Here is a 17,694-nt window from a genome sequence, read left to right as displayed (position 1 = left end):
GGCGAGCGAAAGCGCTTTCCACTTCCTGTGTTCAAGGCTTGGCTGTTGCAAGCCTACGTTCTTGTTGGTGAATTTGCATGAGTGATATGGACGCTTCGGCCAATTGGCCCGTTGGCGGTGGAGAAGCCGGTGCGCTGGTACGGGCGTTCGACTGGTCCAGAACCTCGTTGGGGCCGATTTCCAACTGGTCGTCCATATTGCGGTTGAAGGTGAATTCAGTCGTTAACTCCCCCATCCCGCAGGTTTTGATGTGGGGGCCCGATCATGTGATGATCTACAATGACGGCTACTTCGAAATTGCCGGAAACAAACATCCGCAAGCGCTTGGTGGTACCGCTGCACAGGTGTGGCCGGAAATCTGGGACTGGAATCGGAAAGTTCTGGAAGCGGGTTTTCGTGGAGAAATCCAGTCCTTCCGCGATCAGAGAATGGTGCTTCACCGAAACGGCGCTGCGGAAGAAGTGGTATTCGATCTCTTCTACACGCCGATCTATAATGATGCGGGTGTTGTCGAAGGTCTGTTATGTACGGTTCTTGAGAACACCGAAAAGGTTAAGACAGTTCAGGCGCTGGCGGCAAGCCGCGAGGAACTCAGCCGTTTAACCGCCGCTTTGCCCATTCTCGTCGGCTTCATCGACCTCAACTACACCTATCGCTTTGCCAATCAGGGCTATTTCGAGTGGTTCGGGCGCAAGCCTGAAGATGTTCTTGGCAAGCAAGTTATCGATGTCGTCGGCGAGGAATTCTTTCGCGAGCGCAAGCCCTTCATAGAAAAGGCGATGGCTGGTGAGGAGGTTGTGTCCGATACCACCATCAAACGTGCTGATGGAGTACGGCATGCGGCTGAAATTCGTTATGTTCCAAGACGCGATCACAGAGGTGAAGTCGACGGCTGCTACATCCTCATCATAGATATCGAAAACCGCAAGCAGGCAGAGCGCGAAATTATCGTCAGCAACAGCCGTTTCAAGGCCGCGGTTAATGCAGTTCATGGCGTATTGTGGACCAACAGTCCCGAAGGACGGATGAAGGGTGAACAGCCAGCATGGTCGCAACTGACCGGCCAGTCTTTCGAGGAATATCAGGGTTTCGGTTGGGCCGAGGCGGTGCACCCGGCTGATCGCGAAGGTTCCATAAACAGCTGGAATCGCGCGGTTGCAGCCAAGGCCACCTATGTATGGGAACATCGTGTCCGTAGGTGTGACGGCATGTATCGCACGTTCGCCATTCGTGGCGTGCCGATCATCGGAGAAACAGGCGATATCATTGAGTGGGTCGGCGTCCATACCGACATCACCGAACAGCGCAGCGCGGAGATGGCTCTAAAGGAACATGCCGCTAATCTCGAGCGTGAAATCCGTCACAGGATCAGGGCCGAAGAGCAGCTTCGTCAGTTGAACGAAGGCCTCGAGACGCGCGTCGAAAAGGAAATAGCCGAGCGCCGCCAGACGGAGCTTGCGCTTCAGCAAGCGCAGAAAATGGAGGCCATCGGCCAGTTGACCGGCGGCGTTGCGCATGACTTCAACAACCTGCTCCAGGTCATTGCCGGAAATCTTCAGCTCCTCTCCAAGGATGTCGCGGGTAACGAACGGGCGGAGCGCCGGGTCGGCAATGCGCTGGCCGGGGTCAGCCGTGGCGCGAAACTGGCAAGCCAACTCCTGGCTTTCGGACGTCGTCAGGCGCTGGAACCGAGGGTGATCAATGTCGGCCGTTTCGTCGCCGGCATGGACGATCTTCTCAGACGCTCGCTCGGCGAAGCGGTCGAAGTCGAGGTCATCACGGCGGGTGGCCTGTGGAATACGTTTGCCGACCCGACTCAGGTTGAGAACGCCCTTCTGAACCTTGCGATCAACGCGCGCGATGCAATGGAAGGCGCTGGCAAGCTGACGATCGAAGTGGGCAATGCCTCGTTGGACATGGACTATGCCCGCAGTCATGCGGAGGTCGAACCTGGACAATATGTCATGCTTGCGGTGACCGACACCGGGAGCGGCATGCGACCGGAAATCCTCGACCGCGTCTTCGAACCATTCTTTTCCACCAAGCCGGAAGGCAAGGGGACGGGTCTTGGCTTGTCGATGGTCTATGGTTTCGTCAAGCAGTCCGGCGGCCATGTGAAGATCTATTCGGAGATCGGGCAGGGAACGACGGTTCGCATCTATCTGCCGCGCTCCATTGCCGATGAGGATCGCGAGATCGTCGTTCACAACGGTCCCGTCGTCGGTGGATCTGAAACCGTTCTCGTTGTCGAGGACGACGATGAGGTGCGTGGCACCGTGGTAGAAATGCTGTCTGATCTCGGCTATCGCGTGCTCACCGCACGGGATGCTCAGGCTGGATTGACGGTGGCCGAAAGCGGCGTGCCGATCGATGTCATCTTCACCGATGTGGTCATGCCCGGGCCGCTCAAAAGCAGCGAGATGGCACGGCGCGTGAAGGAGCGCATGCCTCATCTGGCGATCCTGTTTACGTCCGGTTACACGGAAAACTCCATTGTTCACGGTGGCAAGCTGGATCCGGGCGTCGAGCTTCTGTCGAAACCTTACACCCGTGAAGCGCTTGCCAGACGTTTGCGCCATGTCATCGCCAACCAGAAGCAGAGGGCAGAGGCGGGACGCGACCGCACGCCCGACAGCGCCGCCGCGCCCGAGATATCGGCGAAGGTTGCCAGTACAGACGCCTTGCGTATTCTGCTTGTCGAAGATGACGATCTGATCCGCATGAACACGACCGATATTCTGATGGAAAGCGGTCACGCAGTGGTCGAAGCCGCTTACGCATCTCAGGCGCTGGACCTTCTCGACCGCGAAGAGGTGGACGTTCTGGTGACCGATCTCGGCCTGCCGGATATGGGAGGCGCGGAACTTGCCGTGCTGGTCAAACAGCGCAAGCCCGACGTTGCCGTGGTCTTCGCCACCGGCGACAATCTGTTGCCGAAGAACGCTCCTGCTGGTGCCGTGCTGCTATGCAAGCCCTATACTGAAACCGACGTCCGTTTTGCAATCGAGCAGGCAATGGGCAAGCCTTGACGCTCAAGGCTTAGTAGCCTCGCTGCACGTCGATCGTTGCCGGCAGGTTTCCGCTAAGCCGCCAGTTGCGGATATTTTGTGCGACGATCGCCGCAGATGAGCGAGGATCGGTCGGGGCCGAGATGTGCGGGAGAACCGTGATTTTGGGATGCGTCCAAAAGGCAGAGTTCGCATCCAGTGGCTCTTTCTCGAAGACATCGAGAACGGCGTGGGCGATATGGCCACTGTCGAGCGATTCCAGAAGATCGTCGCCAACAATGACCGCGCCTCTTGCGAAATTGATGATGGAAGCGCCCTTTTTCATACGCTGCAAGCGGCGAGCGTTGATCAGCCCGCGGGTTTGCGCGGTCAGGGGAACGAGGCACACGGCGATATCGCTTTTTGCCAGAAGTCGATCAAGACCGGCTTCGCCGGACAGGGTTTCCACGCCCTCTTGGACCTTGAGCGAACGGCTCCAGCCCATGACATTGAAGCCGGCATCCTGCAAACGCCTTGCGGATGCCGTGCCAAGCAGACCCAAACCGATGAGACCAACGGTCACCTCCCGTGGATGCCGGTAGTCGAGGTCTTTCCAGATCCGCCTTTCCTGCTGCTGACGATAGGCCGGCATGTCGCGATGCAGATAATAGGTCCAGGCAAGAACGGCCTCCGCCATTACACGCGATAATTCCGGGTCCGTCAGCCTCACAATGGGCGGCGTTGAGGGCCCAAGTTCGGCGACCAGCCGCTCGACCCCTGCCCACAGGCTGTGAATCCACTTCAGACCAGAAAGTTTGCCGATATCGTCGGGATCGGGATTGGCAACGACGGCGATTTCCGCAGCTTTGTGCTGGTCGTCCGTCATCTGACGCACGGAAACGATCGTCTCTTCCGGCATCGCCTGAGACAGCATCGCGATCCACTTTGCCTCCTCCTCATCGGTTGCGCGAGAGACATAAGCGATAGGGGAGGTCATGTAGCATTATCCTGCGTGGCATCGATCGTGCCGACATAAAGGCGAATAATCTGTCGGCTCGCAAGGGCACGCTAAGAAATTGCCCGCTCATGGGCGGGCATTTCTACAGAGCTTTACCACGGCCTGGACGCGTGAATGAGGCTATCACTGCCTCAATCAACGCCCACGCTTTCCAATATCCGTGCCTATAGTCTGCCTGGTCACACCGTTTCGGGCGTAGGCTTCTTGGCGTCACCGTAATAGGCGTCGAACTGCTCGTGATAGTGCTCCGAGCCACCGGGGTCGGCGTAGCGCTGAAGCTCTGTCATGTCCGTCTTGTTCAGGACGATACCGAGAGTCTTGCTGGCGATCTCCGGTTCGTGGTTCATCAGGTTCTGAACCATCTGGATCGGCGTCTTGCCCCATTCGGTGACGAAAACGAAACCATCCACCTGTGAGGCGAACGCCTTCGCGTCGATAACGGGTACGACCGGCGCAAGGTCTACGATGATGTAATCGCAGGCTTCGCGGGCAGATTCCATGAACCGACGCATGCCGGCTGATGCCAGAAGCTCGCTCGAATGGGCGAACTGATTGCTGACGGAAACCGGCAGGATGCCCATCTTGGTGCGGCTGTCGACCTTGACCGCTTTCGTCCATGGAACGTCGTCGAGAACGACTTCGACTAGCCCGGCGGACTGACGCGTCGTCAGCATGCGGCTGAGGCCGGGGTTGCGGATATCGGCGTCCACAACAAGGGTCCGCTTTCCGGTGGTGGCGATCAGGCCTGCGAGATTGAGCGCCACGACGGATTTGCCTTCATTCGGCAGGCAAGAAATGACGCCGATGACGCGGCACTGACGTTCCTGGATCACGACATCTGCCGTCAGTTTCACGTTGCGCAGCGTTTCGGTGAAGCTGGAGCGCGGACTGTCGACGGCAAGTCGCAGCATCTTCTGGAACGAGACTTGCCCATTGTCCTCGATATTGGCATCCGGCACGTCCGGGGTGGCGGCGCCCGTTTCCGATTTACCACTCTCGACGCCCTTTTCGCCAATGAAGGGCAGGTAGCCGAGGAAGCGCATACGCAGATTGTCACGAACGTCGTTGCCCGTATGGAAATACCGGTCGCGGAATTCCAGGACCGCTGCCAGGCCTCCACCGAGCATCAGCCCGAGTACGATCGACAGCGCCATCGTCATGGTCTTCTTGGGGCTGGAAGGCGATGTCGGAAGTCCTGCCTCAGAGATGATGCGTGCTTTTGCAATCGGGAACGACTGTTTCTGCGATGCCTCCTCGAAGCGGCCGAGATAGGACTCGTAGAGGGTCTTCAATGCTGCGGCCTGCTGTTCCAGTTCCCGCAGCTTGACCATCGTTATGTTGGTCTGCGAATTACGGCCAGCAACTCTGTCGATGTTCTCGCGTAGCGATTTCACGCGCGATTGCGTCACGTCGTATTCATTCTTGAAGCTACCGGTCAGTTGCTGAAGCTCCTGGTAGATCTGGCCTGCCACATCCTTTTTCTCGGACTCGAGTGCGACGGCCTGTGGGTGATCCTTGCCGAACTGCTGCACCACGCCGCGCTCGCGGTCGGAGATCGTAATGTAGCGCTTGCGCAAGTCCTGAATGACGGTGTTGTCCGTGTCCCGCGCCGAAACGACCGCATTGTTGACAGCGTTTTCCGGTCCCTGATCGATAATTGTCTTATACTGCGTGTAGCGCGCCTGCGCGGTCGCGGCATCGGCCTGCGCTGCGATCAACTGACCGTTCAGATCGGCAAGCTGGCCCTCTGAGATCAACTCCCCGCGAGAGGAGACGATATTGTTGTCGGACTTGTATTTTTCGACAGCAAGCGAAGCGGCCTGAGCACGCTGGTTCAGATCCGTCAGACGTTCCTGTAGCCAGACGGAAGCACGCTCGGACGCATCGAAATTGGCGTTCAACTGTTCCGTCAGATAGGCATTGGCGTAGGTCTTGGCGATGGTTGCCGCCAACTGGCGGTCGGTGGACCGGATAGAAATGGCGATCACCGAGCTTCGTCCGACGCGCTCCACGGTCAGCGCCTGCTGGATGACAGCGGCTGCCTTTTCTCGCTTGCCATTGCGGATGGCATCTTCGGAGGCGGCAGGATCGCTCGGTGTCACCAGATCGACGATCGTCTTGACGGATGATTTGACAATATCCACGGGCGACATGGACGGGTTGACGATCGTGTCGTTCTCGTCAAGCTTCGCCTTGTCGACAACGGTCAGGGCCATTTCCTTCGACTTAAGAACTTCCACCGCGCTGGCAATGCGGTTGTCGATGACCTGTGCTGCCGGGACAGGCGCTTCTTCCTCGGCGTAGCGAGAGAGGCTTTCATCCAGCAGTACTTGCGTCATTGCGGTATAGACCGGTGTCGCGACCACAAGATAAAGGCCGGCCAGAACCATGCACGCAACGACGCAGGCACCGATCACATTGGCGCGGCGGACAATCGCGGCCCAAAGGCGGTCAAGGTCGATGAAGGTGTCGGAATCCTTCTCGGGGTCGTGGAAATGGCCGTTTGATCTAAAGGTTTTCTGGTTCATGGACCTACCTTGTAACTTTTAAAAGGGCGCGGGACGCGCGGCAGTCATTGCCTCGCCTGACCCGCAGCGTTCAGTTTCTGGACGGCGTCGCCGGAGATAAGGATGAAGGAAGTAAAGTATTTCGGAGCTTCTGGAGTCTAATAGAGATCGGCATGCGGAGATGTTTCAAAGCGATAGGGTCACGAAGCGCGATCTTGACCGTTTCGCCCACCGAACGCCGTTTGATGCTGTCGACCAGCATGAGGAAATGCCTCGCCTCGATGAGGCTCCTCGTTCGTTCGGCTTGTGCATCCGTTGCGGCGGGCAGAAGCGTAAATTCCCGAAGAAAGTTTTGATCCGCCTCGATCATCGCGTCTACGTGGTGGATTTCGAGCACACGGGAGATCGATCCTTGCCGCACATGATAGACATAGCCCGGCATTGGCTCGATAACGCAGGAACCGCCAGAGGCAAGCGCCGATGCGAGCAGAAGGTAGTCCTCGCCGATGCGCAATTCCGGCCGAAAACGCAGACCATTGTCGTTGAGAAAACTGCGGCGGAACATAGGCTTCATGTAGCCGAAATTGAACGTCGACTTGAAAACGATGTTGGAACGAATGAAGTCTTCCAAAGTCAGATATGCTTTGGCTTCCAGAAAAGCTGGCTCGAACATGGTCTCCCGCGCACGTCCGTCGCTATATACGACGTCCAGATTGTCGACGGCGATGTCCGCATTGGCCTTCTCCGCGCGCCCAATCATCTGCACGGTGCGATCCGGATAGATGACGTCGTCGGAATCGAGCACCGCAATCCAACGTCCCTGAGCAGCATCGATACCTGCATTTCGTGCACCACCCGGACCGCGATTGTCGTCAAGGGCAATGAGCTTGACGCGGGGATCTCGCTGAGCGACGGCGTGAACCACGGCTCGCATGTCGTCGGGGGAGCAGTCATCCACGACGATGACCTCAAGCGAGACATTGTCTTGCGACAAAGCGCTATCGATGGCCGCGACAATGGTATCGCTGGCCTTATAGGCGGCGATGATAAAGCTGACGTCCGGTTGCGTTTGCAGCGCGCTCATACAGTCTCCACCGTGCCATATTGACGGATTTCGCGAACACCAAAAATGCCGCTCAGTGCGCCGGCATGAAGCGCGGTGCGTAAGGCAGAGCGCGTGCGGCGCACGGGATCGAATGCAGTCAGAAGCGTGAACGCAGCGCTGTAGGCAATCTTCGCCGCTGTCACTCCAACGAGCGGCAGTCGACGTAGACCCGTTTTATGCTCCGCTTGCAATCGACCATGGGTCTGACCGGAGCGGAAGCGCCGCTTGGCAAGCCATGTGAAGCTTGCTCGGTTGCCCGGTACGGGCTCTGTCAGAAGAGCCTTTTCAGCGTAAGCGATGCGGCCTCCTGCCTGATGCATATGAGTGAAGAAATGCGTGTCTTCGCCTCCGCTTTGTCCAAGAGACAGCGCAAAGCGTCTGCCTTTCACTGCATGGGACGCCATCCGCAAAAGCGTGTTGCACGTATAGCCAGTGACGATTTCGCCATTGACCCAGACGGGCCGTGTGGAGTGGAAATCGCCCTTTCGCATCCAGAGAGGGGTGTCATTATCGTAAAGCGCGGTTACCGGGCCAAGTACCGCGTCTGCCTCCGTTTCCTGTGCCGTTTTCAGGAGTTCAGCCAACCAGTTGGATGGTGCCGTTTCATCATCGTCGATAAAGGCCAGATAGTCCGCTTCACTGTGAGAAAGGCAGGCATTTCGCGCAATAGAGATGTTTGACTTCGGGCAGTGGACATAATGGATCGGGAAGGGCGAGCGCTCCCGCAATGCATCGATAATACCGCGCGCTGACGGCTCGGCGTCATTGTCCGCAACGATCAGGCGAACGGAAAGATCGGCCGGAACCTCCAGTCGGAAGAGCGACAGCAACGTATCCGCCACCATGGGACGGCGATAGGTGCAGATCGCGATATCGACCTTCAGCAAAGCAGGCGGGATTGGCAAGGCGGAGTTGATCGTCACGAGACAGCCTTTCCTGCAAGCGGCTGGGTTGCTGTGATGGAGCCTATGAGCTCGCGCCAGAAACCTGTCGACCACGCGAGGTGCATGGTCATAGCCGAGATCGCCGCGAGCGGCCCGTAAGGATTCTTTTCTGCAATCGCCATCCAGACGCCATATGCCAGGCATGCGGCAATCCAGAGGCAAAGCGGCAGAACGGCAAGCCAATGCACAAAGCCGAACACAGAAAGGGCGGCACAGGGCAGCACGGCAAGCGGGATCATCTGACGAATTTTGGGTATGGACCGGTGCTTGAGCACATTTTTCGCTCTGCCGCGCCCGTAGCCCATGTACTGGCGGAAAAGCGGCCCGATACTGGCGCGTGGATAGTAGGTCATGCGGGTCTTGTCAGTCATCCAGATACGAAAGCCTGCTTTGCGCAGGCGATGGTCAAGTTCGGCATCCTCGTTGTGGCTGAAGCTCTCGTCATAGCCGCCGACGACTTTAAAGGCTTCAATCCGCATCAACGCATGATGGCCGTGATCGATCCAACGGCCTTTAGCGCCCTCGCGATGCTTCGATCCGCCATTGCCAAGCTTGGAGTTCTGCGCCACGGCCGTTGCCTTCTGGAAGACGCCGTGCCCAACGGTCTCCATTGCGACCACCACTGAATCCGCGCCCGTTGCGACCGCGTCTTCCAGCAGCCGGTGGCAATAGTCATCGGGATAGTCACCATGCGCATCGATGCGGATCATATAGTCGTAGCCTACGCCGAAAACGTCCACAGCCAGATTGATCCCCGCGCTCTGTATGCGTTTGGGGTTGGCCAGTAGAATGACACGCTGATCCTGGCGCGAAAAATCGGCGACGATTTCGCGTGTTCCATCCGTGCTGCCGCCGTCTGCGACGATGATACGATCATCGCGATTGTTCAGTGTGCTGGAGAACTTCAACAGCAAATCGTCAATGGTTCGTGCTTCATTGAGGCAGGGAATGACAATCAACGTCTTCACGTGAGGGATTAATCCTGACTTCATGATGTTCTCCCGCACAGAGCAAGTGGGGCAACCGGATCGGCAGCAGTCCCCGACGTCTGTGACGTCAGAGAGTGAAAAACGCGGACGAATTCGCGGCAAGCGTTTGTGTCCGTCACCCATTGCTGGCGCCCGATCGCCGCAAGCTTTCGCACCCCGTTCAGATAAGCTGCATCGTCAAGATCGGCAAACAGCCCCTCTAAAGAGGCAGGGTCCGCTTTCTCCAGAACATGGCCGATATGACGCTCCTCAAGAAAACGGGCTGTCTCAGTTCCTGCAACCGCAATCGGCAAGGCACCATGCAAACAGCCTTCATAGAGCCGGTTGGGTAACAGCCAGCTTGAGTTCAGACCTTCTTCGAAAAAGTCGATCGCCCATGTAAACTGTACCTCACGATAGATCGACGCCAAATCCTCCGGGTTTCGATACGGCCCAAGAAAAGTGAGATGCGGCGATCTTTCGACGAAGCCATCAAAATCGTCGAACTCGGAATAGGCCGGACGACCGCGCAGGATCACCTCGACCTTGCCATCCATGCGCGCTGCAAAGTCGGCCAGAACTTGGAGAGACTTGCGGCAGCGCAATGCGCCGAACCATCCGATTTTCCAGGGTTGTCCGGATACGGGCACTCGAGGGGAGGGCGCCAGCATGGTGGCGCCGTCCAGTGCCAGCACCTTGTTTTCCTGCAACAGCACCGGAAGGTTGAGGCCGGAGCGTGGCTTGAAATAATTCTCGACGAATGCCGGCGAGCTTGTGACAAGCAATTTGACGTTTCGGCCAAGAGCACGCTGAACCGCGTTCAGCAATTTGCCAGGCAATCCATTATTCAACAGCAAGCGATGGATATCCAGGCACTCATAGACCACCGGAATGTCGGCTCCATAAAAAGCGTTCGCCCGACGGGCGAGTGCGAGCATCTCCAAATTGCGGGCAAGGATGATGTCTGGCTTTGCGTTCCCCTTCAGTCTTACACCAAGATTGAAGCTTGCCTTTGCGACCGATGCGATACGCTGGGCAAAACGGCCATCCGCAGTCTCCCCGAGCACAATAGGCATCAGGCCATCCACGCTGGCCAGCGTATTGTCGCCGCGCTTGAAACCCGCGAGGATGACGGTCGCCCCGCCAGCTTGCAACGTCATGACGCGGCGGCGGATGGCGGGGTCGCCCAAATCATGCGCGAGATAGAGAATATGGGTCATGGTCGATCCAGTCATCCAATCCGTTCGAGTTGGCTTGCGTCAGTTGTTATCGGCGTTGCAGGCTACCGACTCAGGAAATTGGCACTTGTCGCCGAGCGCGGTGAAAGCGAAGCGATCCACCTGCATGTCCACTGGGCCGGAATAGTCGAATTTGCCCATCCAGCTTTTCAGCGTGTCGGTGCCCCAAAGGCTGAAGAAGATCTTCTGAGCATTTTGCGGTATTTTCGACGGGTCGGTGACGTCGTGAACCATCTTGCCATTCACATAGTAACGCAGCCGCTGCGGTTCCCAAACAAATGCGTAATCATTGAAGCCATTGTCGGCGCCGCCTGGCACATCCACCAGCTTTTCATTGCCGCCCTTGGCTGAGATATATTGGTTCAGCTGAACTTGGTTGCTGTTCTTTCCCAATATCTCCATGTCGATTTCGTCATGCGGTTTTTTGTCGGTTGGTCCGATATAGGTGAAGAAGGCCGAGTTGAGGCCGGGTCCGGACGCGGTCTTGATCCGGGCCTCGTAGGTGCCATACCGGTAGCGGCCTTTCGTCTGGATTTCGCCACACGAATAGTTGCGATCTCCAAGCTTTTCATCGGAGAATCCCAGTTGCAGATGGCCGCCTTCGAACTGCACCAGCTTCTTTGACCAGGTGCAATTCTGGTGCGGACCATTGTTCCATCCATCGGATACGTACCAGAAGGAGCGGTCCATGCTATCGAAGTTCTCGACGAAGGACTTTCCGTTGTCTTCCTGGGCGAAGGCAGGAGAAATGCTGGTAAGCGCGATCAAAGCGGTCGCCAGAATTTGCGACTGGCGTTGGGCGGGGTAGGCCATGTGTTACCTCCGTCGTGGCGTGTAAGCGGTTGTTGCGGAAATGCGTTGAGACGAAGCCGGCTCTGCCGCGCTGTTATGAGCGAGAGGTTTCGGTTTCCCGCTACGGCTGCCTGTCAGGATCGCATAAAGTGCGGGAAGCCTAGCGCGCATCTGTTGATTGGTGACGATGAGAAGCAAGAAGGTCACGGCTACCGCGCCGATATAAAAAGCGGGGTAGAAGTCCGCCCCTCCCTTGTTCCAAACCATCCAAAGAATGACCAGCAGCGGGTAGTGAGCGCAGAAAATCCAGAAGCTCAGGCTCCCCGTCTCAGACAGGCGCCGCCCGAGACGGTTCTCCACCAGCAGGGACGAGGCGACCCAGAAGCCCAGAGCGCCGAAAACTGCCAGCAGATTTCGCAGAAGGTTTAGGCCAAAGGTGAATTCCGGCCCGGTCAAATAGAGCCCGGTGGCAAGCCCGGCAGACAGGATCAGCGTAGTGACCGTCAAGAGTTTGGCATAGGGATCGAGCATCTTCAGATCGATTTTGTGAAGAGCAAGCGCAATGCCGAGCGTGAAACTGAACAGGATGGATTTCTTCTGCACGATCACCAGGCTGAGATCGGGTATGGCCGTCAATAGCAACAGGACGGCAAGCGTCGGCACTGCGAAGCGCCGAACCGATAGCGCAAGCAGAGGGGATAGCAGGATGCAGACAAAGAGATCGCGCAGGAAGTAGAGCGGAACGTTGACGGGCAGTTCTTCCACCGCCACCCCATGGCTTAGCATTTCGCGCGGGCTGGCGTTCCACAGGTCCGGAAAATAACCAACGCCGACACCTGCGCGCTGGAGAAGCATGACCGCGATCAATAACCCGCCATTCCACAGGATAAACGGTAAAAGCACGGTCTTGGTCTTGGATTTGATCGTTGCCGGATAATTGAAGGCATTCCAGCCGCGACGAAACAAGAGATATCCGGAGATGGCGCTCAGGCATGGCACGCCGATGCGGAAAAGCGCATCGCCAAAAAACACCCGCAACCAGTCGAACACGCCATAGAGACCCAGAAACGGGCTCGTTTCAGGGTCGTGTGGCACGTGAACAAGTACGATGCCGGATATCAAAATTATACGCATCAGATTGATACGGGAAGATAGGTTCTGATCAACAGTCACATCAGTTACCCTTGTTGGGCGGTGTCTCCCCTCACCGCGATTCAAACAAAGCGAACTTGAAGCCCGTGACACAGAGTCTGGTTTTGACTTGAGGATAAAATGTGGCGGCGCGGGAAAAACGCGCCGCAAGATATGAGGGGTAAATGTCTGGGTGCGAATACTCAAAAATGAAATTTCATATCAAGCTATTGAAATTTATTGATTAAAAACAGGATCCCGCGTTGGGGCAAGCAGGCTTTCAACTGTGGATAGCGCTTGGGATTTATGCTGCATCGCAAAAAAGATCGCGATGCGCTGTCTTGTTACGCCACATTGAAAACGAAATCGCCATTGTGGCAAGGGGAACTGTGTTCCGTTATGTGGCGATCGGCGTTGGTGCGCCTGCGCCTTTGCGCGCCCGCACGAGCCCGATGATTTTGAGCAGAAGCGCTCTTTCGGTCAGCAGGATCAGTGCGCCGTAGATGACGCCGCCTGCAAGAGCTCCCACCAGAACCTGCATGTAAGCATGAGGAAGCGCAGGGCCCGTCCATTGCAGAATGTAGCGGACACCGAGCGCCATGATGAAAGCGGAGATCATCGGTCTGTTGCTGATGTAGAGACCGGAGAAGAAGGGTGTCTCACTTGCCTTGAATACTGCCCAGGAATAGGCAACGAGTGTTGCCGCATTGACAATGCAAAGCCAGACCATCGCATCGATCAGCGACCCATAGATTGCCGCAAGCCAGACGGCGCCAGTAGTGACGACCGCGCGGATCGTTGCCGACCAGAACAGCACGCGACCATAGCCTGCCCCTTTGAGATAGGGGATGAAGGTGCTGCATGGCGTCAGAATGGCCTTGGAAAGCGCAAGCAGACCGAGAACCGGCCAGGCATAGGCCCAATTTTGCCCGAATATGACGAGCATTGCCGGCTCTGCTACCGCCCAAAGGCCGAACATCATGGGAGCAAGGATGACGGTCAGCACCTGCGTGCTGAACATCAGCGCTTCGCGCCGCCGCTGCCGATCGTCCATCATCCGACTAAAGGCCGGGAAAAGAACGCCCATAACGGCAGAGAGCACCACTTGGTTGGGTATACTGGCGAAGCGGTTGGCTGCGGAGTAGGCGCCGGCGTCGGCAAGTCCTAGATGCCGGGCAATGACGACCATTGGCGATTGAAACGTGACGAAATTGGCGAGTTCCGATCCCATCAGACCGGAACTGAAGCCAAGCAATGGGACGAGCCGCCTCGGCCTCATAACGAAACGCGGTCTGTAGCGCGATACGACGTATAGCCCTACGAGGCGGATGAGTGCTGCGGCAAAAAGCTGGATGATCAGAGCCCAGACCCCGAAGCCAACAAAGGCCAGGACGACGGCAAGAACGGCCGCAGCGCTTTCGGACGTCATGCTCCAGATGGCGTCCTTGCTGAAATTCATTCGTCTCGCCAGCAGCGAATAAGCGACATCGCCTGCCAATTGCAGCGGAATAAGAAAGGCCATGATGCGAAGGAGATAGGCGCTTTCAACAGCGCCCAGCAGCCCACCGAAAAACTCGGCACCGAAATAAAGGATCGCCGCCATGGTGCAGGAGATGGCGAGATTGGCCCAGAATACGGTATGGATCGTATCCATATCCTCTTCCTTCTCTACAATCAGTGCGGAGGTCAGGCCAGCGCCCGCAATCATCGTCAGGAATTGCACGACGGTCAGCCCGACCGCTACCACACCGAATTCTTCCGGTGTCAACAAACGTGCGAGAATCGGGACTGTGACAAATTTAAGCCCGAATGTGCCTGTCTTTGATAGCACGCTCCAGCCGACATTGGCCGTGATGGTTTTGACGCTTGGGGCTGGAGGCATGGGTCCATCCTGTGTCTGGAGGCCGGCGAAATAAGGTATGCCGGCGGGAGGTTTGCCACTCATCGGGGCCGTAGTCCTACGGCGGGCCCGACACTTCTTGATGAAACAAGGGGCGAAACAATGGCGAAATTTACAGTCGTTATCCCATACTACCAGAAGAAACATGGCATACTCGGTCGTGCATTGGCATCGGTCTTCTCGCAAGAATGCCAGGATTTCGATCTTGTGATCGTCGACGATGAATCGCCGTATCCTATTGAAAATGAACTGGCTGAGCTCAGCGAAGAGCAGACGAATCGTATCAAAGTCGTCAAGCAGCCGAATGGTGGTCCAGGCGGAGCGCGCAATACCGGGCTCGATCACGTGCCAACTGAGACGCGCTACGTCGCGTTTCTTGATTCGGACGATATCTGGACGCCGGAGCATCTGACGAACGCTGAACTGAGCCTCGACCGCTTCGAAGGCGAATGCTATTGGGCGTCGATGCAGGCAAGCGATGAGTTTTACTATCACTTCGCTATGTCGGAGCTTGAGAAGAACGAGGGTGCCGAGCGCTTAAGCGAATCACCGCGAGTCATCGAACTGCCGGATCTCGCCAGCGTCATGCTGCGAAATTGGAGCTTTCTTCATCTCTCCTGCATGGTCATCGGCAGGCCGCTGTTTGAAAAAATCCGTTTTGATCCAGCACTTCGGCTGGCGGCAGAAGATGTCCTGTTTTTCTGCGACTGCATTCTGGCGTCAAAGCGCACCCTTCTGTGTGACGATGCCGGTGCCGCACGCGGCATGGGCGTCAATATCTTTCACAGCATCGACAACACCTCGCCGGAGTTTCTGCGCCAGCAGTTCAATACCTGGGTCGCGCTCGACACCTTGCAGAGCAGGTTTTCGGCACGGCCCGCCGATGTTGCGTCTATCGCATCTTACAAAAATACGGCGCGCAGACAGGCGCTTTGGAGCCAGGCAGGTAATCTGAAACGCCGCAAGGCGCCGGAGCTTGGCCTTCTGTTCAAATGGATGATGCGTGATCCAGCAATTTTGCGTGCAGCTTTCGAACTTGGTGCGGGCAAATTTGCCCGCTCGAAGTCATGATCCCTGCATTCCGTTTTTCTTTCAGGAGTGATCCATGAAACCTTACCATTGGGAATCCCATCACGGGAATTTCGGCGACGACCTCAATCTCTGGCTCTGGGATTTCCTGCTGCCGGGGCTTCGCGATGTTCATCCGGATGTTCTGCTTGTCGGAGTCGGCACCGTTCTCAACGATGTGCTCTTCCCCCCCGGTCAGCGCAAGCTGGTGATCGGCAGCGGATATGGATATGGTGCCGTGCCCGATACATCGAACCCCGATCTCTGGGATATTCGTTGCGTGCGCGGTGAAATGACCGCCGCCAAGCTTGGATTGCCGCCCGAAAAGGGCATCGTCGATCCTGCCGTGATGGTGACGGAGATGCCGGAGTTTCAGAACCTGCAGAAGATCTACAAGAAGACCTTCGTTCCCCATTGGGAATCGGCGGAGTTCGGCATGTGGGACACTGTGTGCGAACCGGCTGGTCTCACCTATCTCGATCCGAGAGGAGAGGCGAAGTCCGTGATCAAGCAGATTGCCCAGTCGGAAATGATCGTGGCCGAATCCATGCATGGCGCGATCCTCGCCGATGCGTTTCGCGTTCCCTGGGTAGCGGTCAGCACCTCGCAATCGATCAACAGCTTCAAGTGGAGTGACTGGGCAGGAAGCGTCGGCGTCGCCTACGAGCCTCGTTACATTCCCGTGTCCACACGCGCAGAAGCTGCAAAGAAAGGTTCGAAGTTCTGGGGCATGAGCTTTCCGCCACCGCCACCGCCCGTCATCGTCGAACGTACCTCTGCCGCGCCACATGACGATGGCGACGTGCTCGTCCGTGCCGATACCCAACGCCCGCTGCGCAAACTGGCAAAGCAGGTTCTCGCCGCTCCGTCGATTCTGGCGCTATGGCAGGCAAGCCGTGCGGAACCAAGACTGAGCCCCGACGGACGGCTGGAAGAGCGTAAGGAGCGTTTTCAGGCGGTTCTGGAAACCGTCAAGCGGGACTATTTCTGAGACGAAAAAACGCCGCTTTTTCCATCAGGAAGACAGCGGCGTTCCTTTCAGAAGATAACGAATATCGGCGGGCTGAGCGGGCTTCTTGCGCAAGCGTGCTGTCTTGTCGTGCCAAATCCCGTTGGTGATGGCAGGAACGGCGGGAAGGCGCCACAATGCATGAACCATGGCGCCGCCCAAGCCACGCTGTGATTTGGCGTCGAGGAAATCCCGCAATTCGAACTTCTCCCGAATGTGCCGCTCATGCTCCCTCAGCGCCGATTGTTCCTCTTCCGACAGAGCGTAGTCGGCGAGAATCTTGCGATCGGCCTCATAGAGACGCCTGAGATCCTGTGTGCTGTGTCGTCCGCTCAAGGAATTGCCGCGCACGATGGCACCGTAACCGCAATTGTGGATAACTTTGTATCGCGCACCTGAGGCAAGTGCCCGAACGTAGAGTTCGTAATCCTCACCAAGACGCAGGGCGTCGTCATAGCGAAGCTGGTGCTGGTCGAGAAACGATCGGCGGATGACGGGTTTCAGAAAGCCGGTTTCACCGCGCTCAATTCCTCTTGTGGAAATATTTCCCTTTACAAATTCGGTGAGCGTCAGGAAGTGATGCTGGGGGGCAAAGCGACGGGGAGTGATACCGGTTGCCGAAGGTGACCCTTGCTGAATGAAGGCTATATTGTCTGCCACCAGATCCCAGTCGTCCTTCTCCACCATTGCGGCAAAGCGCCCCTTGAAGAAAAAATCGTCCGCGTCGAGAATGCTGATCAGCGGCGCCGAGGAAATTCCGATCGCATGATTGCGTGCGGCGGAAGGGCCACGATTGATATCGAAGCGCTCAACGACTAGTCGCCCCGTTGCGTCATCGCATTGCTTGGCAACCTGAAACGTGTCGTCCGTGGATGCATCATCGATGACGACGACCTCCGAGACTTCCGGCTCCACCAGCGCTGATCGGATCGCCTCTGCGATCGTCGATGACGCATTTTTAGCTGCAATGATGACGCAGATGGATTGTGAGCCCACGACTTCGCTCCCGTTCTTCAGCATTCGACAT

General features: G+C 57.0%; 13 protein-coding genes. 3 read left to right on the top strand and 10 right to left on the bottom strand.

Annotated elements, in window-relative coordinates; genetic code table 11:
- The first annotated feature begins 77 nt into the window (after positions 1-77).
- On the top strand, positions 78-3,029 hold the full coding sequence (locus tag QZ862_RS09275) for a PAS domain-containing protein (RefSeq protein WP_296099256.1): 2,952 nt from the start codon (positions 78-80) through the stop codon (positions 3,027-3,029).
- Positions 3,030-3,039: 10 nt separating this feature from the next.
- Here the strand turns inward: QZ862_RS09275 and QZ862_RS09270 are convergent, their stop codons facing one another.
- The 9 genes from QZ862_RS09270 to QZ862_RS09230 all read right to left on the bottom strand — a co-directional run bounded on the left by QZ862_RS09270 (position 3,040) and on the right by QZ862_RS09230 (position 14,572).
- Positions 3,040-3,984, bottom strand: coding sequence for a glyoxylate/hydroxypyruvate reductase A (locus QZ862_RS09270; protein WP_296099254.1), 945 nt, complete (start codon positions 3,982-3,984; stop codon positions 3,040-3,042).
- 200 nt (positions 3,985-4,184) lie between these two features.
- A complete protein-coding gene (locus QZ862_RS09265) occupies positions 4,185-6,533 on the bottom strand; it encodes a Wzz/FepE/Etk N-terminal domain-containing protein (protein ID WP_296099251.1) in 2,349 nt (782 codons plus the stop codon).
- Positions 6,534-6,603: 70 nt separating this feature from the next.
- Entirely contained in the window at positions 6,604-7,596 is a 993-nt protein-coding gene (locus QZ862_RS09260; protein ID WP_296099249.1) for a glycosyltransferase family 2 protein, read from the bottom strand.
- The gene (locus QZ862_RS09255) at positions 7,593-8,516 is read right to left on the bottom strand and encodes a glycosyltransferase family 2 protein (protein ID WP_296099870.1); all 924 of its coding nucleotides are present in this window, start codon (positions 8,514-8,516) and stop codon (positions 7,593-7,595) included. Before QZ862_RS09255 ends, QZ862_RS09260 begins: the two co-directional genes overlap by 4 nt.
- 20 nt (positions 8,517-8,536) lie before the next feature.
- A complete protein-coding gene (locus tag QZ862_RS09250; RefSeq protein WP_296099247.1) occupies positions 8,537-9,553 on the bottom strand; it encodes a glycosyltransferase family 2 protein in 1,017 nt (338 codons plus the stop codon).
- Complete coding sequence (locus QZ862_RS09245) at positions 9,550-10,749, bottom strand: glycosyl transferase family 1 (protein WP_296099244.1); 1,200 nt, start codon at positions 10,747-10,749, stop codon at positions 9,550-9,552. The genes QZ862_RS09250 and QZ862_RS09245 overlap by 4 nt, the downstream gene beginning before the upstream one ends.
- A gap of 39 nt (positions 10,750-10,788) precedes the next feature.
- Positions 10,789-11,580: a glycoside hydrolase family 16 protein gene (locus QZ862_RS09240; RefSeq protein ID WP_296017568.1), complete on the bottom strand. Its 792-nt coding sequence runs from the start codon at positions 11,578-11,580 to the stop codon at positions 10,789-10,791.
- 3 nt (positions 11,581-11,583) lie between these two features.
- Positions 11,584-12,732, bottom strand: a complete 1,149-nt coding sequence (locus QZ862_RS09235; protein WP_296099240.1) for an acyltransferase — start codon at positions 12,730-12,732, stop codon at positions 11,584-11,586.
- Positions 12,733-13,087: 355 nt separating this feature from the next.
- Entirely contained in the window at positions 13,088-14,572 is a 1,485-nt protein-coding gene (locus tag QZ862_RS09230; RefSeq protein ID WP_296099239.1) for a lipopolysaccharide biosynthesis protein, read from the bottom strand.
- Positions 14,573-14,692: 120 nt separating this feature from the next.
- Between QZ862_RS09230 and QZ862_RS09225 the strand changes: the two genes are divergently transcribed.
- Together QZ862_RS09225 and QZ862_RS09220 are read left to right on the top strand one after the other, a co-directional pair.
- The gene (locus QZ862_RS09225; protein WP_296099238.1) at positions 14,693-15,661 is read left to right on the top strand and encodes a glycosyltransferase family 2 protein; all 969 of its coding nucleotides are present in this window, start codon (positions 14,693-14,695) and stop codon (positions 15,659-15,661) included.
- A 34-nt stretch (positions 15,662-15,695) separates the two neighbouring features.
- The gene (locus QZ862_RS09220) at positions 15,696-16,649 is read left to right on the top strand and encodes a polysaccharide pyruvyl transferase family protein (RefSeq protein ID WP_296099235.1); all 954 of its coding nucleotides are present in this window, start codon (positions 15,696-15,698) and stop codon (positions 16,647-16,649) included.
- Between the two features lie 24 nt (positions 16,650-16,673).
- Here QZ862_RS09220 and QZ862_RS09215 read toward each other — a convergent pair whose 3' ends face one another.
- Positions 16,674-17,687, bottom strand: coding sequence for a glycosyltransferase family 2 protein (locus QZ862_RS09215; protein ID WP_296099232.1), 1,014 nt, complete (start codon positions 17,685-17,687; stop codon positions 16,674-16,676).
- Positions 17,688-17,694 lie beyond the last annotated feature (7 nt).

This window comes from uncultured Agrobacterium sp., assembly GCA_913777615.1.
Lineage (GTDB): Bacteria > Pseudomonadota > Alphaproteobacteria > Rhizobiales > Rhizobiaceae > Agrobacterium.
Note: the sequence above shows the minus strand (reverse complement) of the source record. Positions and strands in the feature narration are given on the sequence as shown.

What these genes read in the sequence shown, in the direction of transcription:
- QZ862_RS09275 (WP_296099256.1), top strand. Translation starts at nt 78, where the DNA reads ATGAGTGATATGGACGCTTCGGCCAATTGGCCCGTTGGCGGTGGAGAA.
- QZ862_RS09270 (WP_296099254.1), bottom strand. Translation starts at nt 3,984, where the DNA reads ATGACCTCCCCTATCGCTTATGTCTCTCGCGCAACCGATGAGGAGGAG.
- QZ862_RS09265 (WP_296099251.1), bottom strand. Translation starts at nt 6,533, where the DNA reads ATGAACCAGAAAACCTTTAGATCAAACGGCCATTTCCACGACCCCGAG.
- QZ862_RS09260 (WP_296099249.1), bottom strand. Translation starts at nt 7,596, where the DNA reads ATGAGCGCGCTGCAAACGCAACCGGACGTCAGCTTTATCATCGCCGCC.
- QZ862_RS09250 (WP_296099247.1), bottom strand. Translation starts at nt 9,553, where the DNA reads ATGAAGTCAGGATTAATCCCTCACGTGAAGACGTTGATTGTCATTCCC.
- QZ862_RS09245 (WP_296099244.1), bottom strand. Translation starts at nt 10,749, where the DNA reads ATGACCCATATTCTCTATCTCGCGCATGATTTGGGCGACCCCGCCATC.
- QZ862_RS09240 (WP_296017568.1), bottom strand. Translation starts at nt 11,580, where the DNA reads ATGGCCTACCCCGCCCAACGCCAGTCGCAAATTCTGGCGACCGCTTTG.
- QZ862_RS09230 (WP_296099239.1), bottom strand. Translation starts at nt 14,572, where the DNA reads ATGCCTCCAGCCCCAAGCGTCAAAACCATCACGGCCAATGTCGGCTGG.
- QZ862_RS09225 (WP_296099238.1), top strand. Translation starts at nt 14,693, where the DNA reads ATGGCGAAATTTACAGTCGTTATCCCATACTACCAGAAGAAACATGGC.
- QZ862_RS09220 (WP_296099235.1), top strand. Translation starts at nt 15,696, where the DNA reads ATGAAACCTTACCATTGGGAATCCCATCACGGGAATTTCGGCGACGAC.
- QZ862_RS09215 (WP_296099232.1), bottom strand. Translation starts at nt 17,687, where the DNA reads ATGCTGAAGAACGGGAGCGAAGTCGTGGGCTCACAATCCATCTGCGTC.